We start from the raw sequence: 23899 nt of genomic DNA on the forward strand, positions 1-23899 counted from the left end.
ATCACCCGAACCATCGCGTCAAGGAGGACAACATGAAGAAGAAGATCCGCGCAGCAGCGCTCCTGGGAGCGGTCGCGCTCGTCGCCACCGGATGCTCATCCGGAGGCGGAGGCGGCGATGCCTCGGCCGAGGGCACCGGCTCGATCGACATCTGGCTGTCGAACAACGAACAGGAGGTCGCCTGGGGCACCGCCGTGGTCGAGGCCTGGAACGCCGAGCACCCCGACGAGAAGGTCAACGCGCAGGAGATCCCCGCGGGCTCGTCGTCGGAAGAGGCGATCACCGCCGCCATCACAGCCGGCACCGCACCCTGCCTCGTCTACAACGTCGCTCCGGCCGCGGTCTCGGGCTGGGTCAAGCAGGGCGGGCTCGTCGACCTCAGCACCATGGAGGGCGGCAGCGACTACATCACCGAACGCGGTGGTGAGGTCGACTCGTATGCCACCGACGGAAGCTTCTACCAGCTGCCGTGGAAGTCGAACCCGGTCATGGTGATGTACAACAAGGCCCTGTTCGAGGCTGCAGGCATCGATCCCGAAGACCCCCAGATGGCCTCGTATGACGAATTCCTCGCCGGGTCGCGCGCGATCGTCGAATCCGGAGTGCAGAGCGCGATCTGGCCGGCACCCACCAGCGAGTTCTACCAGCCCTGGTTCGACTTCTATCCCCTGTACCTCGCCGAGACCGACGGCACCATGCTCGTCGAAGACGGCGCGGCGACGGTCGACTCGGATGCCGGGCGCGAGGTCGCGGAGTTCTGGAAGACCTTCTACGACGAGAAGCTCTCGCCCAACGAGGCGTCGACCGATGACGCGATGTCTGCCGGGACGACCGCCATGCAGCTCGCCGGCCCGTGGGCCATCCCTTCGTACGCCGAGACCGTGGACGTCGGGTTCATGCCCGTGCCGACCAGCGACGGTCGCGAGAACCCGACGACGTTCGCGGACTCGAAGAGCGTCTCGATGTTCACCGCGTGCGAGAACCAGGGCACCGCATGGGAGTTCCTGAAGTTCTCGACGAGCGTCGACAGCGACGGCCAGCTGCTCGAGGCGACGGGCCAGATGCCGATGCGCACCGACCTCACCGAGACCTACGCCGACTACTTCGACGCGAACCCGAACTACGTGGCGTTCGCCGAGCAGGCCGAGGCCACGGCAGACGTGCCCAGCATCCCGAACTCCGTGGAGGCCTGGCAGGCGTTCCGCGACGAGTACTCCGCCGCCGTGATCTTCGGCAAGGAGTCGATCGACGACTTCCTGAAGAACGCCGCGACGAAGATCGACAATCTCGTCGCCGAGTGATGAGCCGGACATGACGCTCCGAGACGACGCCGTCGCGGACGTGGCCGGGGGCACCACCGCCCCGGCCCCGTCCGCGGGCCGGCCACCGAGGGCGCGGTTGCGCACCCGCCTGCTGGGTGCGCAACCGATCGGCGGCCTCTTCGCCCTGCCGTATCTGGTCTTCGTGCTGGCGATCTTCGCGTTCCCATTGGGATTCGCGGTCTACATCGCCTTCCACGACTACTTCTTCACGGCACCCAATGTCGACGTCGACCGGCCGTTCGTGGGCTTCGACAACTTCGTCACGGTGCTCACCGACCCGAGGGTTCTCGGATCGTTCCGCAACACCCTGATCTTCCTCGTGATCAACGTGCCGCTCACCGCCGTGCTCTCGCTCGTGCTCGCGGCGGCGCTGAACACCGGCATCCGCTGGGTCGCCGCCTACCGGGTGGCGTTCTACGTGCCGTATCTGACGGCCAGTGTCTCGCTCGTCGGCGTGTGGATGCTGCTGTTCTCGGGCAACGGCCTGATCAACACGATCCTCGGGCCACTCGCCCCCGATCCATCGTGGCTGGTGAACAGCGGTCTCGCGATGCCGATGATCGCGCTGTACGTCACGTGGAAGCAGCTGGGGTTCTACATCCTGCTCTACCTCGCCGCACTCCAGAACGTGCCGAAGGAGCTCTACGAGTCGGCAGAGACCGACGGCGCGGGCGCGTTCTCGCGCTTCTGGAACGTCACCGTTCCCGGTGTGCGCAGCGCCACCACGCTCGTGCTGATCCTGTCGATCATCACCGGAGCGAACCTCTTCACCGAGCCGTACCTGCTCACGAACGGCGGCGGCCCCGACGGCGCCTCCTCGACACCCGTGCTGCTCATCTATCAACTGGGCATCCAGCAGCAGAATCCCGACACCGCGGCCGCGATCGGCATGATCCTCGTGATCCTGGTCGGCATGCTGTCGCTCGCCGCCAACCGCGCCACCAGGGAGCGATGACCATGAGACGCAAGCGTTCACTGCCCCGCATCCTGAGCGTGATCCTGCTCACGGTCGCGGCGATCGGATTCGCGTTCCCGTTCTACTTCATGCTGGTCGGTGCGTTCCAGGAGAACCCGACGAACTCGCCCGACGAGCTCTTCCCGACGAGCGGCTGGACGATCGACAACTTCCTCGCGATCGACTCCCGCATCGACCTGGTCGGCTCGCTGCTCAACTCGCTGATCTTCACGGCGGGCGTGCTGCTGGGCACCGTCGTGTTCGGACTGCTCGCCGGGTATGCGATCGCGCGGCTCGACTTCCGCGGTCGCGGAGTGATCTGGGTGCTCATGCTGCTGGTGCAGATGGTGCCGTTCCAGCTGCTCATGATCCCGCTGTACGTGCAGATCACGCGCAATTACGGGCTCGGCGACTCGTACATGGGCATGATCCTGCCGTTCCTCATCAACACCACCGCGGTGTTCATCTTCGTGCAGTTCTTCAAAGCGCTGCCCGTCGAGATCTTCGAGGCCGCCCGCATCGACGGCGCCGGCGAGATCCGCCTGCTCACCTCGGTCGCGATCCCGCTCATCAAGCCGGTGCTCGTGACCGTCGTGCTCGTGACCTTCATCGGCCCGTGGAACGAGTTCCTCTGGCCGTTCCTCATCACGAAGGACGCATCGCTGCAACCGCTCGCCGTGTCCCTCGCGAACTACATCTCGAACGTGGCGCAGTCCACGGCGAACCCCAACGGCGCGATCCTCGCCGGAGCGACCGCCCTGGCGTTCCCCGTCGTCATCCTGTTCATCGTCTTCCAGCGCTTCTTCCGGGCCACCGACCTCGGTGCGGCCGTCAAGGGCTGACCGGCCCCTCTCCAGAATCCCCGAAAGGACCCCCATGTTCACCGGAGCATCCTTCCCCCTCGGCCCGTTCACCCCCTACGAGGGCAACCCGATCCTGCGTCCGAAGGGCGACAGCTGGGAGTCGGCCAACCTCTACAACCCTGCGGCCCTCGTCGACGGCGACGAGGTGGTGCTGCTCTACCGGGCGCACGCAGACGACATCGTCTCGCACATCGGCATCGCCCGCTCGAGCGACGGCGTGAACTTCACCCGCGAGGACGCACCGATCCTCTCGCCCTCCGAGGACTATGAGCGCTACGGATGCGAGGATCCACGCATCGCGCTGATCGACGGCACCTACTACCTGACCTACACCGGCTGGGATCGGCGCAGCGCGCAGCTGTGCCTCGCGACCTCGACCGATCTGCGCACCTGGACCAAGCACGGACCGCTGTTCGACGACTTCGACACCTTCAAGACCATGGACCCCCGCGGGTTCAACTGGTCGAAGGCCGGGGTCATCGTGCCGCAGAAGATGCACGGCAAGTGGTGGATGTACTTCGGCGAGGGTGGCATCTACTGGGCCACCAGCGACGATCTGATCCACTGGACGCCCGGCACGGCCGACACCGAGCCGATGTACTCGCCGACCCCCGGCACGTGGGATGAGGCGCTCGTCGAGATCGGCACCTCACCTGTCGTCACCGACAACGGGTTGCTCGTGATGCTCACGAATGGGGCGACCAGGACAGTGCACGAAGACGGTTCGGTCGACGTGGACTACCGCTGCGGCCAGATCGCGATCGACCCCGACGAGCCGACCAAGGTGCTCGCGCGGCTGCAGGAGCCGTGGTTGCGTCCGCAGACCTTCGAGGACACGCACGGGCTCGTCTCGAACGTCACGTTCGTCGAAGGACTCGTGAAGTTCCAGGGCCGGTGGTTCGCGTACTACGGGCAGTCGGACACGACGCTGGCCGTCGCCATCCACGACCCCGCCCAGCCGTGGGGTCGCGCACTGCGAGACGGCACCGACTCGAACACGAGCGAGGAATGAGACCATGGCCATCTCCCGACGGACCTTCCTGACCGCGGCAGCCGCCACCTCGGCGCTGGCGCTCCTGCCGCTGGATTCGACCGGGGCGCAGGCGTCAGCGTCCGCTGCCGGCCTGCCTCTGGGGTCTCTCCCTCTGGGGTCTCTGCCTGCGGGGGCGAATGCCGGGGCGCGACTCACGAACCTCGCGCACCTGCGCTTTCTGCTCGCGGAGGTGCCCGTCGTGGCGAGCGCCACGCACACCACGTTCGGCATCGACGTCTCGCCGCGTGTGCTCGCGCCGTGGACGTATGCCGACACCGACGGCGCCGGGGGCTACCGCCCGGTGGGTGGCGGCACTCGCGACGCCGTGACCGGCTCTTGGACGCAGGGCGCGTACAACGCGGATGACATCGCCCGAGCCGCCGTCGTGTTCCTGCGCGAATGGAAGGCGACCGGCGACGCGCAGGCCCGCGACGAGGCACGCGATGTGCTCCGGTCGCTGGCGTTCCTGCAGACGACCAGCGGGCCGAACGCCGGTCGCGTGGTGCTGTGGCAGCAGGAGGACGGAACGCTGAACCCGAGCGCGATCCCCGTCGAGCTGCCGGATCCGTCGGACTCCGCCGAGTCGTACTGGCTGGCGCGCACGGTGTGGGCGTTCGGTGAGGGGTATGCGGCCTTCCGGCGGGAGGATGCCGAGTTCACGGCGTTCCTCCTCTCGCGGCTGCATCTGGCCCTCGATGCGCTCGGTCGCGAGTCGCTGTCGCGCGCCGGGCAGTGGGTGCGCAGCGACGGACGCGACCTGCCCGCCTGGTTGATCGCGGGTGGAGCGGATGCCACGGCCGAGGCCATGCTCGGACTCGCCGCCGCGACCGAGGCCGGAGACGCCCGAAGCCGACAGGCTCTGCAGACGTATGGAGAAGGTGTCGCGGCGATGGCCACTGTTCCTGCGAAGGGCTGGCCGTTCGGCGCCGTGCTGCCCTGGACCGGATCGCTGGGATTCTGGCACGCCTGGGGTGCGGCCGCCCCCGAGGCTCTCGCTCGCGCCGGTGCGCTGCTGCGACGTCGTGAGTGGACCGCGGCGGCCGTGGCGGATGCCGGGACCTTCACCCCGCAGGTGCTCGCCTCGGGTGGTCCGCACAACGCCTGGGCGCCGTTGCCTGCGGAGGCGCAGATCGCCTACGGAGCGCATGGTCGCGTCGCGGCGGCGGTGCAGGCGGCATCCGTCGGCGGTGAGGGTCTGCGGGTGCTCGCAGGGCTCGCCGCCGGGTGGTTCTTCGGCGCGAACACCGCCGGAGTCCCGGTCTACGATCCGGCCACCGGAGTGACCTTCGACGGTGTCGAGACCGATGGGCGGGTGAACCGCAACTCCGGGGCCGAATCCACCATCCACGGCCTCCTCACGATGCTGCTGCTGGATGCGAACCGTGACATCGCCCGGATCGCGACGTCGATCACCGGGCTGTCATCGTTCTCGGGGCTGCGGGTGATCGATGCCGAGGGCGCCCGGCTCTCGGCGGGATGCGTGGTCGTGCGACCCGAGGGCGGCGCCTGGACCGGCGAGGGCAACCTGTCGGGTGGCGCGTACGTGCGCGTTCCCGCGGGCGAGTCGGTCGAGTTCGATGTGACCGAGGCCGACGGCATCCTGCACGGTCTCGTGTGGAGACAGGCGGCGGATGCGGGCGAAGCGGTGTGGGAGGTGTTCCGCGGTCGCCGGCGTCTGTGGAGCTCTCGCACACCCGCGGGAGGCACCGGCGAGCGCGGACTCACTGAAGCCGACGGGATGCTGGTGCCGCAGCTGCTCGGCGGCGACCTGCCCGGGGAGCCGGTGACCGTCCGCTGCACGAGCACCGGCGACGTGCGGCTCGATGCCCTGATGATCCAGCCGGCTGTCGCGAACGCGGTGTACTCGACCACCTCCGGTGCGGCGGTGCTCTATGCGAACGGAACTCGACGCGATCAGCGGGTCGCTGTGCTCGCACCCGGTGCCGGACGAGCCTACGAGGCAGACGGATCGCAGCGAGGTCAGGCCGTCGGCGGCGGAAAGGTGCGCGTGCGCGGGGGCGGGTTCACGATCACGCAGTGACCGGGCCCCGACCTCGGGCTACGGTTGCGGTGTGCCTGCGATCCCTGTCTACGACCAGCTGCCCGACCGGCCCGCGCCCGACAACCCCACGGGAAAGCTCGTGCTCCTGCGCCATGGCGAGACCGAGTGGTCGAAGGCCGGACTGCACACCGGCCTCACGGACATCCCGCTCACGGCGCGGGGCGAAGACCTCGCCCGGGGTGCCGGACAGCTGGTCGCCGACTACGACTTCTCGCTCGTGCTGTCGTCGCCGCTCGAGCGCGCCCGGCGCACGGCCGAGCTCGCCGGTCTGCACGCCGAGATCGATCCGCTGCTCGTCGAGTGGGACTACGGCGGATACGAGGGCCGCACGACGAAGGACATCCGCGAGGAGCTCGGCTATGACTGGAGCGCATTCACTCACGGAGTGATCCGAGGCGCGACACCGGGCGAGACCGTCGAGGAGGTCGCGGCCCGCGCATCCCGCGTGCTCACCCGGGTTCTGCCGAAGCTGACCGAGGGTGATGTCGCGCTGGTCGCGCACGGGCACTTCCTTCGCATCCTCACCGCGGTCTATCTGCGCCTGGCGCCGCGCTTCGGCGCTCAGATCACGCTGGACGCCGGATCGGTGTCGGTGCTGAGCTTCTACCGCGAGCAGCCGGCGATCCTGACCTGGAACTACGGCCTCGAGCTGCCTCTCGCGCCGTCGGAGTCCTGACGCCCTCAGTGGATCCAGACGACCGCGCGCTCAGGACGCCTCGACGAGCGACAGCGCGTGGACCGTGGGGGCGCCCTCGAGAGCGAGTGCGAATCGAATCCCTGTGCGAGCATTCGTGACGTCGAAGGCGATCGTCTCGTTCGCGCACACGACCGGCTCTGCCGGGTCTCCCTCGTCCAGCTCGCTGGTCACGAGAGTGATGGTGCCGTCACCCCTGCAGGCGAACTGAGCCTGGTACGACCCCGGCGGGAGTGACGTGAAGGACGTCACGTCGTGGGCCGAACTGTTCTCGCTCATCCACCCGGAGAAGCCGAAGACGTATCCGTCGGCGTCTCCGCTGGGAACGGCAGTCTTCGCCCAGTCGGCGATCTCTTCGACCGGCACCGGGAGCAGCGCTTCATCCGCCTCGGCGTCCGGAGTCGGGGTCGGCGCAGGGCTCGAGGCAGAGGCCGAGTTCGAGGCGGAGGGCGACGGGGACCCCTCGCCCGACCCTGAGGGTTCGCCACTGCATCCGGCGAGCGCGACGCCTGCCATCAGGATCAGTCCCACTGCTGCCGCTCTTGTCGTAGACATCCCTTCACGCTACGTGCACGTGTGCAGGATGCAACCCGCGCGGCCGACACGCCATTCTTTTGAATTACTCAAAAGAGACGCTAGAGTCGAGGCATGGAGACAGAACTCGACTCGGCACTTCGCGGTGCCGGGCTGCGTGCGACCGCGGGCCGCGTCGCCGTTCTCGAGGCTCTGGAATCCATGGCCCACACGGATGCGGAGCGGGTCTTCCGCGCCGTCTCCGACGTGCTTCCGACGACGTCGATCCAGTCGGTGCACAACATCCTCGCGGACCTGACGACGGCGGGTCTGATCCGCCGGATCGAACCGGCAGGCTCCGCGGCGCTCTATGAACGGCGCATCGACGACAACCATCACCACATCGTCTGCACCCAGTGCGGTGCGATCGGCGATGTGGACTGCGTCGTCGGCGAAGCGCCGTGCCTCACCCCGTCTTCGGCGGGGGGATTCACCGTCCAGACAGCCGAAGTGACCTTCTGGGGCCTGTGCCCCAGTTGCCAGAACGCCGCGCAGTAGCATCCGACGTCCGATCCCGGGCACCCGGGGTGATCGTCGTCCCTGTGCGCAGAAGGAGAAGAACATGACCGACCCATCGACCACCACCCAGACGGGCACTCCCGTCGCGAGCGACGCCCACTCGCTCACCGTCGGAGCAGACGGACCCACAGTCCTGCACGACCGCTACCTCGTCGAGAAGCTCGCGTCGTTCAACCGCGAGCGTGTGCCGGAGCGCAACCCGCACGCCAAGGGCGGCGGAGCCTTCGGAACCTTCACCGTCACCGAGGATGTGTCGGCCTACACCCGTGCCGCAGCCTTCCAGCCCGGCGCCGTGAGCGAGACGCTGCTGCGCTTCTCGTCGGTCGCCGGCGAGCAGGGTTCGCCCGACACCTGGCGCGACGTGCGCGGCTTCGCACTGCGCTTCTACACGTCCGAGGGCAACCTCGACATCGTCGGCAACAACACCCCGACCTTCTTCCTGCGCGACGCAATGAAGTTCCCCGACTTCATCCACTCGCAGAAGCGCCTCGGCGACTCGGGTCTGCGCGACGCCGACATGCAGTGGGACTTCTGGACCCTCTCTCCCGAGTCCGCCCACCAGGTCACGTACCTGATGGGAGACCGTGGCCTGCCGCGCAGCTGGCGCCACATGAACGGCTACGGCTCGCACACCTACCAGTGGGTCAACGCCGCAGGCGAGCGCTTCTGGGTGCAGTACCACTTCCTGTCGAAGCAGGGCGTCGAGGCGATGAGCGCCGAAGAGGCCGAGAAGCTCGCAGGGTCGGATGCCGACTACTACCGTCGCGACCTGTTCGACGCGATCGCGAGCGGCGACGCCCCCTCCTGGGATGTCTACGTGCAGGTCATGCCCTACGACGAGGGCAAGACCTACCGCTTCAACCCCTTCGACCTGACGAAGACCTGGTCGAAGAAGGACTACCCGCGCATCAAGGTCGGCACGTTCACGCTCGACCGCAACCCGCAGAACTTCTTCGCCGAGATCGAGCAGGCCGCCTTCTCGCCGGGCAACCAGGTTCCCGGCACGGGCATCTCGCCCGACAAGATGCTCATGGCCCGCGTGTTCGCCTACTCCGACGCGCAGCGTTACCGCATCGGCGCGAACTACAACCAGCTTCCGGTCAACCAGCCGCATGCGGCCGAGGTGCGCAACTACATGCACGAAGGCCAGATGCAGTACAAGTTCAACCCGGCCGAGCACCGCGTCTACACGCCGAACTCGTACGGCCCCGCCGGTGGACCGACCGCCGACCCGGCCGCGGGTGTCGAAGCGAGCTGGGAGTCGGACGGCGAGCTGATCCGCGCCGCGGCGACCCTGCACCTCGACGACGACGACTTCGGTCAGGCCGGCACGCTGTACCGCACGGTCTTCGACGACGAGCAGCGCGCGCGCTTCCTCGACACGCTGACCGGTCAGGGGCAGGCCATCACGATCGACGCGATCCGCGAGCGCTTCTTCCAGTACTGGACGAACGTCGACGCATCGCTCGGAGAGGCTCTGCGCGCTCGCTTCTGAGTCGCATCTGCTGACGACCGAGACCCACCGTTCCCTCGGGGCCGGTGGGTCTCGGCGTCTCCGGGCATCGCAGGAGGAGGACAATGGATGCCGTGGCTGTTCCTCTCTCCGACCTGACCAACATGCCCGAACCCCAGCAGGTGTACGCCGCTGACGGCACTCGCCTCGCGACGTACACGTGGGGCGAGATCGATGCGCCGGTGGTGGTGATCGTGCACGGCTTCGCGTCGAGCGCCCGCGACACCTGGGTGCTCACGGGCTGGGTGCGCGAGCTCACCAAGGCCGGATACCGCGTGCTGGCGCTCGACCAGCGAGGCCATGGCCTCAGCCAGAAGCCGCACCAGGCCGACGCGTACGGCATCCGCACCCTCGCGACCGACGTCGAGACGGTCATGGACGCATACCTCGTCGATGAAGCCGTCTATGTCGGGTACTCGCTCGGGGCGCGGGTCGGCTGGGAGGTCGTGCGTGATCTTCCGCATCGCATCGGCCGGGCAGTGCTCGGCGGGGTGCCCGACGGCATCCCTCTCGCGCGGCTCGATCTCGATCAGGTGCGCGCATACCTCGCGGACGGCACGCCCGTGTCGGATGCGACGACGCAGAACTACATCACGCTGACGGAGCGCGTGCCGGGCAACGACCTCGGAGCCCTGGTGGCGCTGGCGGAGGGGATGCGGTCGTCACGGACGATCGACCCCGATCCGTCGAACGCCCCCGCGAGCCCGATCCTGTTCGCGACGGGCTCGAAGGACGCGATCATCGAAGGCTCGCGCGCACTCGCATCCGCTGCCCCCCAGGGGCGGTTCTTCGAGATCCCGGATCGCAACCACTTCAACGCTCCCGGGTCCCGCGCGTTCAAAGAGGCCGCGCTGGCGTTCCTGTCGGAGGGCTGACCGCAGGCACGAGAAGAGCCCTCCGTCTCGAGGTGACGAAGGGCTCTCGGGGTGACGGTCAGACCGTCGCGTTCTCTTCGCGCTTCGGCAGCACCCATCCCGCACGCGGGAAGTGGCAGGTGTAGCCGTTGGGGTACTTGATCAGGTAGTCCTGGTGCTCTTCCTCCGCCTGCCAGAACGGGCCCGCGGGCTCGATCGTGGTCACTGCCTTGCCCGGCCACAGGCCTGAGGCGTCGACGTCGGCGATGGTGTCGCGGGCGACGGCCTCCTGCTCGGGGCTGAGCGGGAAGATCGCCGAGCGGTAGCTCGAGCCGACATCGTTGCCCTGACGGTCCTTCGTCGACGGGTCGTGGATCTGGAAGAAGAACGCGAGGATGTCGCGGTACGTCGTCTTGGTTGGGTCGAAGACGATCTCCACAGCCTCGGCATGACCGGGGTGGTTGCGGTAGGTGGCGTGGTCGTTGCTGCCGCCGGTGTAGCCGACACGGGTGTCGAGCACGCCGGGCTGGCGGCGGATCAGGTCTTCCATGCCCCAGAAGCAGCCGCCCGCCAGCACGGCGGTCTCGGCTCCGGGGGTGCGGGTGATGGTTCCGGTGTCGGTCATGACTGCTCCTCAGAGGTGGGGGTGGTGGGGAAGAGGTGACGGTAGCGACCGTACCCCTCATCTTCCAGGCTGTCAGCCGGGATGAAGCGCAGGGCGGCGGAGTTCATGCAGTATCGGAGCCCGCCTGCATCGCGCGGTCCGTCGTCGAAGACGTGCCCCAGGTGGCTGTCGGCGCCGGTGGAACGCGCCTCCGTGCGCGTCATCCAGAGCTTGCGGTCGGTGCGCGTGGTCACGGCATCGGCCTCGATGGGCTTGGTGAAGCTCGGCCATCCGGTGCCGCTGTCGAACTTGTCGGTCGACGCGAAGAGCGGCTGGCCCGAGACGACGTCGACGTAGATGCCGTCGTCGTGGTTGTTCCAATACGCGTTGCGGAAGGGCGGCTCGGTGGCATCCTCCTGCGTCACCTCGTACTGCAGGTGCGTGAGGTCGCTGACCGCCGCGGGGTTCTTGCTGTACTCGTTCGACATGATCTGACTCCTTGTCCGACGCGGCTGGCTGCAGCGTCTTAGAGGAGAACCAGGCAGGCGCCGGTTTTGGTCCCGCAGGACTGTGAGCGGGCTGTGAGTTTGAAAGGAGTCGATAGAGTTGCTCAGCCACACACACCACAGGGAGACGCACATGTCGGTTGGACTGCTCGCCGTCGTCGATGACATCCTCAGCGCGGCGATGAAGGCCTCGGCGAAAGCCGCGGGCGTCGTGATCGACGATGCCGCGGTGACCCCGCAATATGTGCAGGGCATCACGCCGGCGCGCGAGCTGCCCGTGGTCGCGAAGATCGCGCTCGGTTCGCTGGTCAACAAGTTCGTGATCATCATCCCGATCGCGCTGGTGCTCACCGCCTTCGCGCCGTGGGTGCTGCCGTACCTGCTGATCCTCGGCGGTGCCTATCTGTGCTTCGAAGGCGCCGAGAAGGTGCTCGAGTGGTTCGGCGTGCAGCACGGTCACGCCGATGAAGGCGCCCGCGACGAGAAGAAGCTGGTGCTCGGCGCGGTGCGTACCGACCTGATCCTCTCGACCGAGATCATGCTGATCTCGCTGGCGAACCTCGAGGCCGGTCTCGACATCTGGACGACCCTCGCGATCCTCGCGGTGATCGCCCTGCTCATGACGGGCGTCGTCTACGGCGCCGTGGCCCTGCTCGTGAAGATCGATGACATCGGTCTGAAGATGGCCAAGAACCCGGTCGCACGCGTCCGCCACACGGGAATGCGGATCGTGCGCTCGATGCCGGCGGTCTTCCGCTTCATCAGCATCCTCGGCACTGTGGCGATGCTGTGGGTCGGTGGCCACCTGCTGCTCGTTAACCTCGGCGAGGTGGGCGTGCACTTCGGCGAGGACATCCTGCATGCCATCGAGCATGCGCTCGAGCCCCTCGGCGCTGTCATCGTATGGATCGGCGACACCCTCTTCTCGGCCATCGCCGGCCTGATCGCCGGTCTGATCATCGTCGGGATCATCCTGGGCATCGGCCGCCTGATCGGCAAGAAGCCGAACTTCCACGAGGGCGAGGAATCGCCCGCCGACGTGCACGTCTGAACCGCGCACCGCGGAATCGACGTCAGGCAGCGATGTCATAGCGGGCCCGGCCCCCGAGGCGCGGAGTCCTCGCGAGATCGATGCTTCGCGGCGGGATCAGCCATACCCGTGCCGCGACCCCGACGCCCTCGACGCGGATATCCCACCCGTTGTCGTGGATGCGATGGTGACACGACTCGCACAGCAGTACGCCGTTGTTCAGGTCGGTGCGTCCGGTGTCTCGCTGCCACCACCTGATGTGGTGGGCCTTGGTCATCTGCGGCGGGAGACCGCACATGGCGCAGCCGCCGTCTCGCTCGACGAGCGCCAATCGCTGCGCCCGGGTGAACAACCGCTTCTCGCGCCCCCAGTCGAGGATCTCCCCCGCTGATCCGAGAACCACCGGGATGATGCCGCCACCCGCAGCCATGCGACGGCAGGTGCTGACGCTCACGGGCTGGTCGCTGCCGTCGATCGTCGCGCTGCCCTCGCCCGACATGAGCTGGTCGAGGTTCACGCGCACCACCACTGTCGCACCCGATGCGGGCATCCCGCCGTTGTCGCAGGCGATCGCGTGCTCGCAGATGGCGGTCAACGCATCGGCCTGGATCATCGCGACCGAACGGCGATCGGCATCCGGCGCGTCAGGGTCTGTCGCGGTGATCCGCGACTGAAACGACGCCGCCACGTAGGCCTGTATCGCGGCCTTGATCGGCGCCCCTGAGGCGATGTCAGTCTGCAGCACAAGGTGAAGCGAGCCGTCGCGCTCGAACATCGTCAGGGAACGGCGGTCGCGGGCCTCTCGCTCTCTGGGTGCGACGCCGTCTGGGTCGAGCCAGGCTTCGGCACGGGCCACCAGCTTGCCGACGTCGGCGAGGGACATCCCCGCTGACCTGCCGACGAGGAGACGCTCGGCCTCTTCGACCCGAGCCGACCCCACCTTGAGTCGGATCCGCTCGAGCAGGCTGACGATGAGCGCGGCGGCCGCGACGGAGATCTCCCCTGCGGCGAGCGCCGACGCCAGCGCCGGATACCGCGCGGGCAGGACCTCACCCAACAGATTCGTCCGCGGCGCCGCTGCCTGCCCCACCGCGATGAGTCGCTTGGCGTCGCCGGCCGACCCACCCGTGTTCGCGGCGATCATCGCCGCAGCACTCCGGTATCCATGCTGCTTCGCGAACCCGTCAGGGCCGAGTTCCGACCGCGACTCGTGCGCGATCGTCGCCGCGAGCTCGGCGTGGAGCCCGTCGAGGCATCGCTGCGCCTGGCTCACCGCACGATGCGCGTCGAGCAGCTCGATGCGCGAGAGCTCCGCTGACCCCTCGGCGTCGCCCCAGACGTCGCCGAGGCGCTTGACGGCCTCGAGAAGCGGCATCAGGCGGGATGAGGGCATGTCTCCATTTTAGAACAGATGTTCGAATCTCGAGCGAGATGCCGGAATCCACTGGAGCAGGAAATCGAGCTCATGACGGCAGGTGGTCATCACCCCGCAGCCACTCATCGAACGTGATCCGACCCTGCAGAGCATCCGCCCCTCCGCGCAGCGACCCCGACGCCAGCCCTCGCCCGTACGCGCCGGGCAGCCGCACTCCCAGCACCCGCCGGCGCACTCCGTCGAACGCCAGCTGCCTCCGCGCCACATCCGCGAGAACCTCGTCGCGCGGTCCGACCAGGTCGGACGCACGCCCGGCCGGTGCGCCCTCGGCGACGCGCACCAGATGCTCCCCGACCTCGCGCGCAGCCACCGGCCGCATGAGCAGCTTCGGCAGCACCGCCACCGGGCCGGACATCCCCGACAGCAGCTGTCCGGCGAACTCGTGGAACTGACCGGCCCTCGCGATCGTGAACGGCACCGACCCTGCAGCCACCGCGCGTTCCTGCGCCAGCTTGCCCGCGTAGTACGAGGCGTCGATGCCATCGATCCCCACGATCGACAGAGCGACGTGGTGCGCGACACCCGCACGCGACTCCGCAGCCAGCAGATTGCGGGTCGCGGTCTCGAAGAACTTCACCGCCTTCGCAGCCGAGAGCGTGGTCGTGTTCGTGACGTCGATGACGGCATCCGCCCCCTGCAGCCGCTCGGCCAGTCCGGCACCGGTGAGCACATCGGCTCCGGATGATCGCGACAGCACCACCACCTCGTGACCGGCCGCCCGCGCCGCCTCCACGGCGTGCCGACCGACCACCCCTGTTCCTCCTGCGACCGCGATCCTCATCCGATTCCCTCTCCGCTCCGGGGCGCACGTCCACGCCTCCTGCACCAGATGACGAATCAGCACCCGAGAACGTGAGGCCTCACACTCCACCCTGCTCCGTCGTCATATCCTGCGAAAGCACACTCGCACCCGCATCCGAAAGGCACCCCATGGATGACGACCTCGACGACGTCTTCCGCGAGCGGCGACGCCTGCTCGCCCTCGGATACCGGATGACCGGCACTCTGGCGGATGCCGAGGATGTCGTGCAGGAGACCTACCTGCGCTGGTACCGGCTCACCGAAGCTGAGCGCGAGACCATCGCGAACCCCGCCGGCTGGCTCACCACCGTCGCGGGACGCGTCGCCCTCGACCTTCTGGGTTCCGCCCGCCACAGGCGCGAGCAGTACGTCGGGCCGTGGCTGCCCGAGCCCGTTCCGGCCGAGCTCTTCGCCGGAGCGATCGGATCGCGCACGGTCACGACGTCCGAAGATCCTCTCGATCGCATCACTCTCGACGACGACGTCTCGACCGCGCTGTTGGTCGTGCTCGAGGCGATGACTCCCGCCGAGCGCGTCGCCTTCGTGCTGCACGACGTCTTCGCCGTGCCTTTCGACGAGATCGCCGAGGCCGTGGGGCGGTCTTCCGCGGCGGTGCGGCAGCTCGCGTCATCCGCTCGTCGTCACGTGCGCGAGAACCGGGCGACCGCCGTGCCTCGCGCCGAGCACGACCGCGTGGTGCGGGCCTTCCAGCAGGCGACGCGCACGGGCGAGGTCGCCCCGCTGCTGAAGTTCTTGGCACCAGACGTCGAACTGCGCAGCGACGGAGGCGGCGTGGTCAGCGCCGCCCGCAATGTCGTGAGCGGCGCCGACAACGTCGCCCGCTTCCTGCTCGGGATCGCGGCCAAGAACCCCCACTTCACCGCCGAGGAGAAGCACTTCGGCGACGGTCTCGGCGTGGTGTTCCGCGACGGAGAGAACGTGCATTCGGTCATGAACGTGCACGTCGAGGCGGGTGTGATCACCCAGCTGTGGATCGTGCTCAACCCCGCCAAGCTCACCTACTGGAATACGTCGGAGTGATCCGAAGCGGGTGCCCGAGAGCCCCCGCCCCGGCATCCTGCTACCGTCGTGCAGTGCGCACCCGAGCGCAGATGCAGGAGACAGCCGATGAGCGACCCCCAGATCCGGGATGCCGAGACCGCCGACCTCGAAGCGATCACGGCGATCCACAACGACGCGGTGCTGAACACCACCGCGATCTGGAATGAAGAGGCGGTCACGGTCGAAGACCGCGCCGCCTGGCTCGCGGAGCGCACAGGCCGCGGCTATCCCGTCATCGTCGCGGTCGACGAGACCGGCGTGCTCGGGTATGCGACCTTCGGCGACTGGCGCCCGCACAGCGGATATCGGCACACCGTCGAGCATTCTGTCTACGTCCGCGACGGCCAGCGGGGTCGCGGCATCGGCAAGGCGCTGATGATCGAGCTCATCCACCGCGCCCGCAGCCTCGGCAAGCACGTGATGGTCGCCGCGATCGAGAGCAGCAACACGGGGTCGATCATCATGCATAAGCGCCTCGACTTCATGCAGGTCGGGCGCATGCCGCAGGTCGGCACCAAGTTCGATCGCTGGCTCGACCTCACGTTCCTGCAGCTGGTGCTCGACCAGCGGCCCTTCCCCGACGAGACGAAGTGAACGTCTTCCTCTGGCTGGTCGACGCCTTCAACTCGCAGTGGATGCTGCCCGGCGGCCAGGTGCTGCTCGTGCGCGAGGTGGTCGGCAATGCATTCGGCCTCGCCAGCGCACTCGGCGGCATGCAGCGCAAGATCTGGGCGTGGCCGGTCGGCATCGTCGGCAACCTGCTGCTGCTCACCGTCTTCCTCGGATCCATCCTCAATCCCGATCATGAGCTGCCGCACCTGCTCGGTCAGGCCGGTCGTCAGGTCATGTTCATCATCGTGGCGATCTACGGGTGGGTGCGCTGGCGGCAGGCCTCGTCGTCGGGTGGTCGCGTCACGCCCCGGTGGGCACCGAACAGCGCGCGCATCGGCCTGGTGCTCGTGATGGTGATCGGCACGATCGCCCTCACTCCCCTGTTCCGCGCCCTCGGCTCGTGGGAGCCGGTGTGGGCCGACGCGTGGACCTTCGTCGGGTCCCTGCTCGCCACCTACGGCATGGCCAAGGGGTGGACCGAGTTCTGGCTGATCTGGATCGCCGTCGACGTCGTGGGCGTGCCGCTGCTGTTCAGCTCGGGCTTCTACGCGACCGGACTCATGTACGTGTTCTACGGCGTCTTCACCGCGGTCGGATTCGTCGTCTGGTGCCGAGCGCAGGCGAACGCCAAACCGCAGGTCGAGACGATCATGCCCGACCCGCGTCCGATCACGTCCATCACGAAGACCGTCGACGGCGACCGGGGCTGACCCGGCCGGACTCGACCGACGAATGTGTCGCCCCGTGTCGCAAGGGCTGACACGGGGCGCCTCTGCGGGTTTTGCTTGACCCCATGACCCGTCAGATCCGCTTCAACGCCTTCGACATGAACTGCGTCGCCCACCAGTCGTCCGGTCTGTGGCGGCACCCGGACGACCGCTCGCGTCAGTACAACACCATCTCGTACTGGACGGATCTGGCGAAGCTGCTCGAGAGCGCGACCTTCGACGGCATCTTCATCGCCGACGTGCTCGGCACCTACGACGTCTACGGCGGCACCAACGAGGCGGCGATCCGCAACGGCGCACAGGTTCCCGTGAACGACCCGATCCTGCTCGTGAGCGCGATGGCGGCGGTCACCGAGCACCTCGGCTTCGGCATCACCGCCGGCACCGCCTTCGAGCACCCCTATCCGTTCGCACGGCGTCTGAGCACGCTCGACCACCTGACCAACGGACGCGTCGGCTGGAATGTCGTGACCGGCTACCTGCCCAGCGCCGCCCGCAACATGGGTCAGCACGATCAGCTCGCGCACGACGACCGCTACGACCACGCCGACGAGTACGTCGAGGTGCTCTACAAGCTGTGGGAGGGATCGTGGGAAGACGACGCCGTCGTCGAAGACCGAGAGCGCGGCATCTTCACCGACCCGGCGAAGGTGCACCCGATCGGCCACGAGGGGAAGCACTTCAGCGTTCCCGGCATCCACATCTCCGAGCCGTCGCCGCAGCGCACCCCGGTCATCTACCAGGCCGGAGCCAGCCCTCGCGGTGTGCGCTTCGCATCGGAGAACGCCGAGGCGATCTTCGTCGCCGCGCCCTCGAAGGAGGTGCTCGCCGGCACCGTGAAGCGCATCCGGGATGCGCTGGAGGACGCGGGTCGCGACCGCTACGACGCGAAGATCTACACGCTGCTCACCGTCATCACGGGGGCCACGAGCGCGGATGCCGCGGCGAAGCACGCCGAATACCTGTCCTACGCGAGCCCGGAGGGCGCGCTGACCTTCATGTCGGGCTGGATGGGCGTCGACCTCTCGCAGTATGCCGAGGACGAGCCCGTCGGCAACGTCGAGTCCAACGCGATCCAGTCGGTGCTGCAGCATCTCAAGGAGGAAGCCGACCTCGGACGCGAGTGGACCGTCGGCGACTTCGGCCGCCACAACGCGATCGGCGGCCTCGGCCCGACCATCGTCGGATCTGGCGTCGAGATCGCCGACGAACTGCAGTCGTGGGTCGAGGAGACCGACATCGACGGATTCAACCTCGCCTACGCGGTCACGCCCGGCACCTGGCAGGACGTCATCGAGCACGTCATCCCGGTGCTGCGCGAGCGCGGCGTCTACCCGAACGAGTACACCCCGGGCACGCTGCGCAACAAGCTGCAGGGCAAGGGCGACCGCGTGCAGGACACGCATCGCGCCGCGCGCTATCGGGTCGGAGCGAACGCCACCGTCGCATGATCAGCGCCGGGCGGAGACCAGAGGCGCCGGTCAGTCTGCCTTCGAGCTGAACATCCCGCGCAGCACCAGGAACACCACGACCGCGACGACGGCGACGATCGCGAGCTTCGCGATGAACCAGAGGATCGAGAAGAGCGCGCTGACGATCCACCAGGCGATCACGACGGCGAGCACGACGCCGATGATGGTCCAGAGCGAGTTCTTGTTCATGGCTCCAGCCTAGGCGGCGCGGCCGACGTCACAGATCCGGATGCTGCGACGTCAGTACTCATGGAGGCGCATCTCGCGCCCCATGAGCGAAGGAGACGACGTGACTCACGTCAACATCGGCAAGGTCTATGCAGCCCCGTATCAGGCGATGCTGGAGTTCAACGCCCAGGCGGTCGCCGCAGCCGAGGATGCCGGCCTCTCGCCGTTGCTCGTCGAACTGGTCAAGGTGCGGGCGTCGCAGCTCAACGGCTGCGCCTTCTGCCTCAGGATGCACTGCGCCGATGCGGTCAAGGCCGGGGAGACGGCCGACCGACTGGCCGTGCTCGCGGGATGGTGGGAGTCGCAGTACTTCTCGGCCGAGGAGCAGGCCGCCCTGCAGATCGCCGAGAACGTGACATTGATCGGCGACCACGGCCGCCTCGCAGAGCGCGGAGTCGACGTCGAGGGCGTGCTGACCGAGAAGCAGATCGCCGCCGTGACCTGGCTCGCCGTGGTCATCAACAGCTGGAACCGCATCGCGATCAGCAGCCACTACGCCGTGCACGCCTGATCGAGCGACGGTGAGACGGTGGCGGGAGGGCGGATGCCACCGCATCCGCCCCCGTCCCTTCCGCATCGGATGTGTCGCCGTCAAGACCCTTCTCGAGAAGGGGATCGGGGGCGAGACTTCGAGCATGTCTGCACCGGCCCTCACTCCGTCCGCCCTCCACGGCATCGCCGCCCGCGGCCCGCTCAGCGACGGCATCATCCGCCGACTGACCGGAGAAGACGCCGACGACCTCGGCGCCCGCGCCGAGACCGCGCTCGCCACCAGCGACGATGTCGTGCGCGACGACGACATCCAACTCGCGCTCTTCGTGCTGTACGCCTCGTCGTACGGATCTCTGTCCGAGCTCGATCCCGCCCTCGAGTGGGACCCGGCACTGATCGCCACGCGAGGACTCCTCGAGCACGCCTTCGAGCGGGCGTTGCGGGCGACCGTGTCGACCCCGGAACTGCCCGAGCCGACCGTGGATGCCGTCGGACGAGCCCTGTTCGCTCTCGCCGAGGCCGACACCGGACCGAGCCTCTCTCGTTACGTCGCGAAGAAGGCCACGGACGAGCAGATGCACGAGTTCTTCATGCAGCGCTCGATCTACACGCTGCGCGAGGCGGACCCGCACTCGTGGGCGATCCCCCGCCTGACCGGTCGGCCCAAGGCGGCGCTCGTCGAGATCCAGTCGGACGAGTACGGCGGAGGGCGCCCCGACCGTGTGCACGCGACGATCTTCGCTCGCGCGATGCGCGGCGCCGGCCTCGACGACACCTATGGCGCCTACGTCGACGACGTGCCGGCGATCACGCTCGCGTCGCTCAACATGATGTCGATGTTCGGCCTCAACCGTCGGCTCGTCGGAGCGATCGTCGGCCATCTGGCCGCGTTCGAGATGACCTCGTCGATCCCCAATCGGTTCTACGCCGACGGGCTGCGACGGCTCGGCTTCGCCGAGGACGTGACCGACTACTTCGACGAGCACGTCGAAGCGGATGCCGTGCACGAGCAGATCGCCGCGCGTGACCTCGCGGGTGGGCTGGCCGAGGACCGCCCCGACCTGCTGCCCGACATCATGTTCGGCGCCGCAGCCTGCCTCACCGTCGACGGATGGGCGGCGGGACACATGCTCGACTCCTGGACGCGCGGCGAATCCTCGCTGCGAGAGCGGGACGCGCGATGAGCGGGGCGCAGGATGCCGTCACGATCACGGCGTACCCCGACGGCCCGCTGCTGGTGCGCGGAGCAGCGGTGCTCGAGACCTCCGACGGCGAGCCGATCGAGGTGACGCGCCGCACGGTGGCGCTGTGCCGTTGCGGTCTCTCGACGATCAAGCCGTTCTGCGACGGCACGCACAAGGCCGCCGGGTTCCGCACCGACGCCTGATCTCGATGATGCGGGCCGGGCGCGATCAGCGCGGGCCGGTCGCGATCAGCGCGCGTCGGCCGCGATCAGTGCCCGACTGCCGGCAGGCAGCCGCCGTCCATGATGACGCCGCCGATCTCGACCGTGAGCGTGTCTGCCGAGACCTCCCCGAAGATGCAGCCGCCCTCGGGAGCAGCCGCGCCGAAGGCCACAGCGCGTTCATCGCCCAGCGTCTGGACGCCCGTGAGGCCCGCTGCGGCGAACACCTGCTCGACCGCGTGCACCGACAGGTCTCCTGAGGCACGGAGCGTCTCGAGCCCGGTGCGGACGGCAGCCGCCGGCTCCTCCGCGGCTGCCCGACCCTCCTCCGAGAGGTCGACCCGATCGCGATAGCGCTCGTTCTGCGCCATCGCGTGATCGGGGTCGTACGGCGCGCAGTCCGGAGGCAGCTCGACGCCTTCGATCTGCGGACATGCGGCCGTAGGAGTGGGACTCGGGGATGCAGACGGCGATGCGCCAGGCGAGCCTGTGGTCGCCGTCGCACACCCTGCGAGCACCATGGTCGTCGCGACGACGAGAAGAAGACGTGCACCTCTCGACCTGTCCCCCCGGATTCCGGTCATGCCCTCATGCAACCACACGGGACGGACGGTGCCAACCGGTGTGCGCGACGTGGGCGACCTTCGCCTGCGCCCCGGGAGGAGCACTGCGCCCCGGGAGCAGCACTGCGCCACGGGAGGAGGACTGCGCCACGGGGGGAGGGCTGCGCCACGGGAGGAGAACTGCGCCACGGGAGGAGAACTGCGCCACGGGAGGAGAACTGCGCCACGGGAGGAGGACTGCGCCCCGAGAGGAGTCTCAGCGGCATTCTCTCCTCCCGTAGGAGAGTTCTCCTCCCGAGGGCGCACGAGGGAGACCCGAGGGCGCACGAGGGAGAGCCCGAGTGCGCGCGCCGATGCGCACGAGCCTCATCTGACCCGCTTCAGCGCGGATTCAGCGTGCGCCCGCCACACTGGAGGAATGCGGATCCTGGTGGTTGACGACGAGGTGCGTCTTGCCGACGCCGTGCGCCGGGGGCTCGAGGCGGAGGGCTTCGCGGTCGACGTCGCGAACAACGGCGTCGACGGGCTGTGGCGTGCGCGTGAGACGCGGTACGACGCGATCGTGCTCGACCTGATGATGCCCGGCATGAGCGGGTGGAAGGTGTGCGAGGCGCTGCGCGCCGAGGAGAACTGGACGCCCGTGCTCATGCTCACCGCCAAGGACGGCGAGTGGGACCAGGTCGAGGCCCTCGAGACGGGTGCAGACGACTACGTGACCAAGCCGTTCTCCTTCGCGATCCTCGTGGCTCGCCTCCGTGCCCTCGTGCGCCGTGGCGCTGTCGCGCGCCCTGCGGTGCTCGAAGCCGGAGACCTCAAGCTCGACCCGTCGTCGCACCACGTCTGGCGCGGTGAGACCCAGGTCACGTTGACCGCGCGCGAGTTCGCCGTGCTCGAGCACCTCATGCGGCACCGCGGTCAGGTGCTGTCGAAGCGCGCGCTGATCGAGGGCGTCTGGGACGACGACTTCGACGGCGACCCGAACATCGTCGAGGTCTACGTCGGTCACCTGCGCCGCAAGCTCGACAAGCCCTTCGGGCGCGAGGCGATCGAGACGATCCGCGGCGCCGGCTATCGATTGGCGGCCGACGGTGGCTAGCCGCGCGTTCCGATCGGTGCGTGCCAGGACGACCCTCGGCGCGACCCTCGTCGTGGCCGTCGCGCTGCTGATCGGGGCGTTCTCGTTCTACGGCATCCTGAGCTCCAGCATCCATGCCAGCGCCGAGCGCGCCGCCGAGCAGCGACTCGACGAACTCGCCGAGCGCTTCGACGGCCCCGGCGGCGGCCCGGGCGGCGAGCGCGGCGTCGACTCCCTCGACGACGAGATCGTGCAGATCATCGGCGAGGACGGCGCGGTCAGGGCCGCCAGCGAGGACGCCCGCGACGAGCTCGGCTCCACCGCGCTCCCCCTCGCCGACCAGGCACGCACCACGACGATCGGGGGCGAGCCGATGCTCGTCGTCTCCGACGACCTCGAGAACGACGAGACGCTCGTGCTCGCCGTCTCGATCGAAGACGGTGTCGAGACGCTGTCGACGGTCGCCGTGCTGCTCACGGTCGCCGTGCCGCTGCTTCTGCTGCTCGTCGCCGTCACCACCTGGCTCGTCGTCGGCCGGGCGCTGCGGCCGGTCACCCGCATCCGCGAGGAGGTCGACGGCATCACCGCCGAGCACCTGCACCGACGCGTCGAGGTGCCGCCGTCATCCGACGAGATCGCCGCACTCGCGACCACCATGAACCGGATGCTCGATCGCCTCGACTCGTCGGCCACCGCCCAGCGCCGCTTCGTCTCGGATGCCTCGCACGAGCTGCGCTCACCGCTCGCGACGATCCGTCAGCACGCCGAGCTCGCACAGGCGCACCCGGCCACCACGAGCATCGGCGAGCTGGCCGAGGTCGTCTCAGACGAGGGGCTCCGGCTGCAGGGCATCGTCGAGTCGCTGCTGCTGCTCGCCCGGCTCGACGAGGGCGGCGGCACGCACGACGAGGCCATCGACCTCGACGACCTGGCCCTGGGCGAGGTGCGACGCCTGAGGTCGCGAGGGGTCGAGGTCGACGGGTCGGGCATCCGTGCGGCCCGGGTCGCCGGGGATCCACGGCTTCTCGGCCAGCTGCTGCGCAACCTCGCCGACAACGCCGTCAGGCACAGTGCCGGCCGCGTGGCGATCAGCGTGATCCCACAGGGCGCCTGGGTGTTCGTGACCGTCGAGGACGACGGCGCAGGAGTGCCCGCCGACGAGCGCGAGCGCATCTTCGAGCGCTTCGTGCGGCTCGATGAGGCCCGCAGCCGGGATGCCGGGGGCAGCGGCCTCGGTCTCGCGATCGTGCAGGGCATCGCCGCGGCCAGCGGCGGGACGGTCTCGGTCGACGCCTCGCGCTGGGGCGGCGCCCGCTTCGTGGTGACCCTGCCGCTCTCGGACTGACATCCTCTCGGCATCCGGTCCGTCTGCAGGTCCCGGCACTTCCCGGCACCGGGCCCCGTCTGCAGGTCCCGGCACTTCCCGACACCCGGTCCGTCTGCAGGTCCCGGCACTTCCCGGCACCCGGCCCGTCTGCAGATCCCGGCACTTCCCGGC

Annotated in this window: 26 protein-coding genes; 19 read left to right on the forward strand and 7 right to left on the reverse strand. The window is 68.5% G+C overall.

Features of this window, described 5'->3' with window-relative positions; translation table 11 throughout:
* Positions 1 to 32 precede the first annotated feature (32 nt).
* From ASF87_RS05750 to ASF87_RS05775, 6 genes are read left to right on the forward strand one after another with little or no spacing between them, the layout of a single operon-like run.
* Positions 33 to 1301: an extracellular solute-binding protein gene (locus ASF87_RS05750; RefSeq protein WP_056374868.1), complete on the forward strand. Its 1269-nt coding sequence runs from the start codon at positions 33 to 35 to the stop codon at positions 1299 to 1301.
* Positions 1302 to 1311: 10 nt separating this feature from the next.
* Positions 1312 to 2277 carry a carbohydrate ABC transporter permease gene (locus ASF87_RS05755; RefSeq protein WP_056374869.1) on the forward strand — a complete coding sequence of 322 codons (966 nt, stop codon included), beginning with the start codon at positions 1312 to 1314 and terminating at the stop codon, positions 2275 to 2277.
* Positions 2278 to 2279: 2 nt separating this feature from the next.
* Entirely contained in the window at positions 2280 to 3119 is an 840-nt protein-coding gene (locus ASF87_RS05760) for a carbohydrate ABC transporter permease (RefSeq protein WP_042540439.1), read from the forward strand.
* A 34-nt stretch (positions 3120 to 3153) separates the two neighbouring features.
* Positions 3154 to 4152, forward strand: a complete 999-nt coding sequence (locus ASF87_RS05765; RefSeq protein ID WP_056374870.1) for a glycoside hydrolase family 130 protein — start codon at positions 3154 to 3156, stop codon at positions 4150 to 4152.
* A gap of 4 nt (positions 4153 to 4156) precedes the next feature.
* Positions 4157 to 6214 carry a hypothetical protein gene (locus ASF87_RS05770; protein WP_056374873.1) on the forward strand — a complete coding sequence of 686 codons (2058 nt, stop codon included), beginning with the start codon at positions 4157 to 4159 and terminating at the stop codon, positions 6212 to 6214.
* A 40-nt stretch (positions 6215 to 6254) separates the two neighbouring features.
* Positions 6255 to 6911 (forward strand): histidine phosphatase family protein, encoded by a 657-nt coding sequence (locus tag ASF87_RS05775; protein ID WP_228385721.1) that lies wholly within the window; start codon positions 6255 to 6257, stop codon positions 6909 to 6911.
* A 30-nt stretch (positions 6912 to 6941) separates the two neighbouring features.
* Here ASF87_RS05775 and ASF87_RS05780 read toward each other — a convergent pair whose 3' ends face one another.
* Complete coding sequence (locus ASF87_RS05780; RefSeq protein WP_157550011.1) at positions 6942 to 7484, reverse strand: hypothetical protein; 543 nt, start codon at positions 7482 to 7484, stop codon at positions 6942 to 6944.
* Between the two features lie 93 nt (positions 7485 to 7577).
* Between ASF87_RS05780 and ASF87_RS05785 the strand changes: the two genes are divergently transcribed.
* The 3 genes from ASF87_RS05785 to ASF87_RS05795 all read left to right on the forward strand — a co-directional run bounded on the left by ASF87_RS05785 (position 7578) and on the right by ASF87_RS05795 (position 10409).
* Complete coding sequence (locus tag ASF87_RS05785) at positions 7578 to 8000, forward strand: Fur family transcriptional regulator (protein ID WP_056374876.1); 423 nt, start codon at positions 7578 to 7580, stop codon at positions 7998 to 8000.
* A 64-nt stretch (positions 8001 to 8064) separates the two neighbouring features.
* Positions 8065 to 9516 (forward strand): catalase, encoded by a 1452-nt coding sequence (locus tag ASF87_RS05790; RefSeq protein WP_056374877.1) that lies wholly within the window; start codon positions 8065 to 8067, stop codon positions 9514 to 9516.
* An 83-nt stretch (positions 9517 to 9599) separates the two neighbouring features.
* Complete coding sequence (locus tag ASF87_RS05795) at positions 9600 to 10409, forward strand: alpha/beta fold hydrolase (RefSeq protein WP_056374878.1); 810 nt, start codon at positions 9600 to 9602, stop codon at positions 10407 to 10409.
* Positions 10410 to 10467: 58 nt separating this feature from the next.
* Here the strand turns inward: ASF87_RS05795 and msrA are convergent, their stop codons facing one another.
* Both msrA and msrB read right to left on the reverse strand, forming a co-directional pair.
* A complete protein-coding gene (msrA, locus tag ASF87_RS05800) occupies positions 10468 to 11013 on the reverse strand; it encodes a peptide-methionine (S)-S-oxide reductase MsrA (protein ID WP_056374879.1) in 546 nt (181 codons plus the stop codon).
* The gene (gene msrB, locus ASF87_RS05805; RefSeq protein WP_056374881.1) at positions 11010 to 11480 is read right to left on the reverse strand and encodes a peptide-methionine (R)-S-oxide reductase MsrB; all 471 of its coding nucleotides are present in this window, start codon (positions 11478 to 11480) and stop codon (positions 11010 to 11012) included. Before msrB ends, msrA begins: the two co-directional genes overlap by 4 nt.
* A gap of 151 nt (positions 11481 to 11631) precedes the next feature.
* On the opposite strand from msrB, the gene ASF87_RS05810 reads away from it, so the two are divergent.
* Positions 11632 to 12549 (forward strand): DUF808 domain-containing protein, encoded by a 918-nt coding sequence (locus ASF87_RS05810; protein WP_042540422.1) that lies wholly within the window; start codon positions 11632 to 11634, stop codon positions 12547 to 12549.
* A gap of 22 nt (positions 12550 to 12571) precedes the next feature.
* Here ASF87_RS05810 and ASF87_RS05815 read toward each other — a convergent pair whose 3' ends face one another.
* Together ASF87_RS05815 and ASF87_RS05820 are read right to left on the reverse strand one after the other, a co-directional pair.
* Positions 12572 to 13921, reverse strand: coding sequence for an HNH endonuclease signature motif containing protein (locus ASF87_RS05815; protein ID WP_056374883.1), 1350 nt, complete (start codon positions 13919 to 13921; stop codon positions 12572 to 12574).
* A 70-nt stretch (positions 13922 to 13991) separates the two neighbouring features.
* Positions 13992 to 14744 (reverse strand): SDR family oxidoreductase, encoded by a 753-nt coding sequence (locus tag ASF87_RS05820; protein ID WP_056374885.1) that lies wholly within the window; start codon positions 14742 to 14744, stop codon positions 13992 to 13994.
* 149 nt (positions 14745 to 14893) lie between these two features.
* Here ASF87_RS05820 and sigJ point away from each other — a divergent pair, with 149 nt between their 5' ends.
* From sigJ to ASF87_RS05840, 4 genes are all read left to right on the forward strand, one after another.
* Positions 14894 to 15805 carry an RNA polymerase sigma factor SigJ gene (gene sigJ / locus ASF87_RS05825; RefSeq protein WP_056374887.1) on the forward strand — a complete coding sequence of 304 codons (912 nt, stop codon included), beginning with the start codon at positions 14894 to 14896 and terminating at the stop codon, positions 15803 to 15805.
* Between the two features lie 87 nt (positions 15806 to 15892).
* Positions 15893 to 16420 (forward strand): GNAT family N-acetyltransferase, encoded by a 528-nt coding sequence (locus tag ASF87_RS05830; RefSeq protein WP_042540414.1) that lies wholly within the window; start codon positions 15893 to 15895, stop codon positions 16418 to 16420.
* Positions 16421 to 16461: 41 nt separating this feature from the next.
* Positions 16462 to 17148 (forward strand): nicotinamide riboside transporter PnuC, encoded by a 687-nt coding sequence (gene pnuC, locus ASF87_RS05835; protein ID WP_056376360.1) that lies wholly within the window; start codon positions 16462 to 16464, stop codon positions 17146 to 17148.
* An 83-nt stretch (positions 17149 to 17231) separates the two neighbouring features.
* A complete protein-coding gene (locus ASF87_RS05840; RefSeq protein ID WP_056374888.1) occupies positions 17232 to 18617 on the forward strand; it encodes an LLM class flavin-dependent oxidoreductase in 1386 nt (461 codons plus the stop codon).
* A gap of 30 nt (positions 18618 to 18647) precedes the next feature.
* Here ASF87_RS05840 and ASF87_RS05845 read toward each other — a convergent pair whose 3' ends face one another.
* Positions 18648 to 18827 carry a hypothetical protein gene (locus ASF87_RS05845; RefSeq protein ID WP_042541496.1) on the reverse strand — a complete coding sequence of 60 codons (180 nt, stop codon included), beginning with the start codon at positions 18825 to 18827 and terminating at the stop codon, positions 18648 to 18650.
* A gap of 100 nt (positions 18828 to 18927) precedes the next feature.
* Between ASF87_RS05845 and ASF87_RS05850 the strand changes: the two genes are divergently transcribed.
* The 3 genes from ASF87_RS05850 to ASF87_RS05860 all read left to right on the forward strand — a co-directional run bounded on the left by ASF87_RS05850 (position 18928) and on the right by ASF87_RS05860 (position 20745).
* Entirely contained in the window at positions 18928 to 19377 is a 450-nt protein-coding gene (locus tag ASF87_RS05850; protein ID WP_056376361.1) for a carboxymuconolactone decarboxylase family protein, read from the forward strand.
* A gap of 124 nt (positions 19378 to 19501) precedes the next feature.
* A complete protein-coding gene (locus tag ASF87_RS05855; RefSeq protein WP_056374890.1) occupies positions 19502 to 20542 on the forward strand; it encodes an iron-containing redox enzyme family protein in 1041 nt (346 codons plus the stop codon).
* Complete coding sequence (locus tag ASF87_RS05860; RefSeq protein ID WP_056374892.1) at positions 20539 to 20745, forward strand: CDGSH iron-sulfur domain-containing protein; 207 nt, start codon at positions 20539 to 20541, stop codon at positions 20743 to 20745. The genes ASF87_RS05855 and ASF87_RS05860 overlap by 4 nt, the downstream gene beginning before the upstream one ends.
* Positions 20746 to 20810: 65 nt before the next feature.
* On the opposite strand, the gene ASF87_RS17670 is transcribed toward ASF87_RS05860, so the two are convergent.
* The gene (locus ASF87_RS17670) at positions 20811 to 21134 is read right to left on the reverse strand and encodes a hypothetical protein (protein WP_157550012.1); all 324 of its coding nucleotides are present in this window, start codon (positions 21132 to 21134) and stop codon (positions 20811 to 20813) included.
* Positions 21135 to 21744: 610 nt separating this feature from the next.
* Here ASF87_RS17670 and ASF87_RS05870 point away from each other — a divergent pair.
* Positions 21745 to 22422 carry a response regulator transcription factor gene (locus ASF87_RS05870; RefSeq protein WP_042541499.1) on the forward strand — a complete coding sequence of 226 codons (678 nt, stop codon included), beginning with the start codon at positions 21745 to 21747 and terminating at the stop codon, positions 22420 to 22422.
* Positions 22415 to 23746, forward strand: a complete 1332-nt coding sequence (locus ASF87_RS05875; protein WP_056374896.1) for a sensor histidine kinase — start codon at positions 22415 to 22417, stop codon at positions 23744 to 23746. Before ASF87_RS05870 ends, ASF87_RS05875 begins: the two co-directional genes overlap by 8 nt.
* The last annotated feature ends 153 nt before the right edge of the window (positions 23747 to 23899 follow it).

The organism is Microbacterium sp. Leaf161 (assembly GCF_001423645.1).
GTDB classification, from domain to species: domain Bacteria; phylum Actinomycetota; class Actinomycetes; order Actinomycetales; family Microbacteriaceae; genus Microbacterium; species Microbacterium forte.

Coding starts and splice junctions, on each gene's coding strand:
- ASF87_RS05750 (WP_056374868.1), top strand. CDS start 33: ATGAAGAAGAAGATCCGCGCAGCAGCGCTCCTGGGAGCGGTCGCGCTC.
- ASF87_RS05755 (WP_056374869.1), top strand. CDS start 1,312: ATGACGCTCCGAGACGACGCCGTCGCGGACGTGGCCGGGGGCACCACC.
- ASF87_RS05760 (WP_042540439.1), top strand. CDS start 2,280: ATGAGACGCAAGCGTTCACTGCCCCGCATCCTGAGCGTGATCCTGCTC.
- ASF87_RS05765 (WP_056374870.1), top strand. CDS start 3,154: ATGTTCACCGGAGCATCCTTCCCCCTCGGCCCGTTCACCCCCTACGAG.
- ASF87_RS05770 (WP_056374873.1), top strand. CDS start 4,157: ATGGCCATCTCCCGACGGACCTTCCTGACCGCGGCAGCCGCCACCTCG.
- ASF87_RS05780 (WP_157550011.1), bottom strand. CDS start 7,484: ATGTCTACGACAAGAGCGGCAGCAGTGGGACTGATCCTGATGGCAGGC.
- ASF87_RS05785 (WP_056374876.1), top strand. CDS start 7,578: ATGGAGACAGAACTCGACTCGGCACTTCGCGGTGCCGGGCTGCGTGCG.
- ASF87_RS05790 (WP_056374877.1), top strand. CDS start 8,065: ATGACCGACCCATCGACCACCACCCAGACGGGCACTCCCGTCGCGAGC.
- ASF87_RS05795 (WP_056374878.1), top strand. CDS start 9,600: ATGGATGCCGTGGCTGTTCCTCTCTCCGACCTGACCAACATGCCCGAA.
- msrA (WP_056374879.1), bottom strand. CDS start 11,013: ATGACCGACACCGGAACCATCACCCGCACCCCCGGAGCCGAGACCGCC.
- msrB (WP_056374881.1), bottom strand. CDS start 11,480: ATGTCGAACGAGTACAGCAAGAACCCCGCGGCGGTCAGCGACCTCACG.
- ASF87_RS05810 (WP_042540422.1), top strand. CDS start 11,632: ATGTCGGTTGGACTGCTCGCCGTCGTCGATGACATCCTCAGCGCGGCG.
- ASF87_RS05815 (WP_056374883.1), bottom strand. CDS start 13,921: ATGCCCTCATCCCGCCTGATGCCGCTTCTCGAGGCCGTCAAGCGCCTC.
- ASF87_RS05820 (WP_056374885.1), bottom strand. CDS start 14,744: ATGAGGATCGCGGTCGCAGGAGGAACAGGGGTGGTCGGTCGGCACGCC.
- sigJ (WP_056374887.1), top strand. CDS start 14,894: ATGGATGACGACCTCGACGACGTCTTCCGCGAGCGGCGACGCCTGCTC.
- ASF87_RS05830 (WP_042540414.1), top strand. CDS start 15,893: ATGAGCGACCCCCAGATCCGGGATGCCGAGACCGCCGACCTCGAAGCG.
- pnuC (WP_056376360.1), top strand. CDS start 16,462: ATGCTGCCCGGCGGCCAGGTGCTGCTCGTGCGCGAGGTGGTCGGCAAT.
- ASF87_RS05840 (WP_056374888.1), top strand. CDS start 17,232: ATGACCCGTCAGATCCGCTTCAACGCCTTCGACATGAACTGCGTCGCC.
- ASF87_RS05845 (WP_042541496.1), bottom strand. CDS start 18,827: ATGAACAAGAACTCGCTCTGGACCATCATCGGCGTCGTGCTCGCCGTC.
- ASF87_RS05855 (WP_056374890.1), top strand. CDS start 19,502: ATGTCTGCACCGGCCCTCACTCCGTCCGCCCTCCACGGCATCGCCGCC.
- ASF87_RS05860 (WP_056374892.1), top strand. CDS start 20,539: ATGAGCGGGGCGCAGGATGCCGTCACGATCACGGCGTACCCCGACGGC.
- ASF87_RS17670 (WP_157550012.1), bottom strand. CDS start 21,134: ATGGCGCAGAACGAGCGCTATCGCGATCGGGTCGACCTCTCGGAGGAG.
- ASF87_RS05870 (WP_042541499.1), top strand. CDS start 21,745: ATGCGGATCCTGGTGGTTGACGACGAGGTGCGTCTTGCCGACGCCGTG.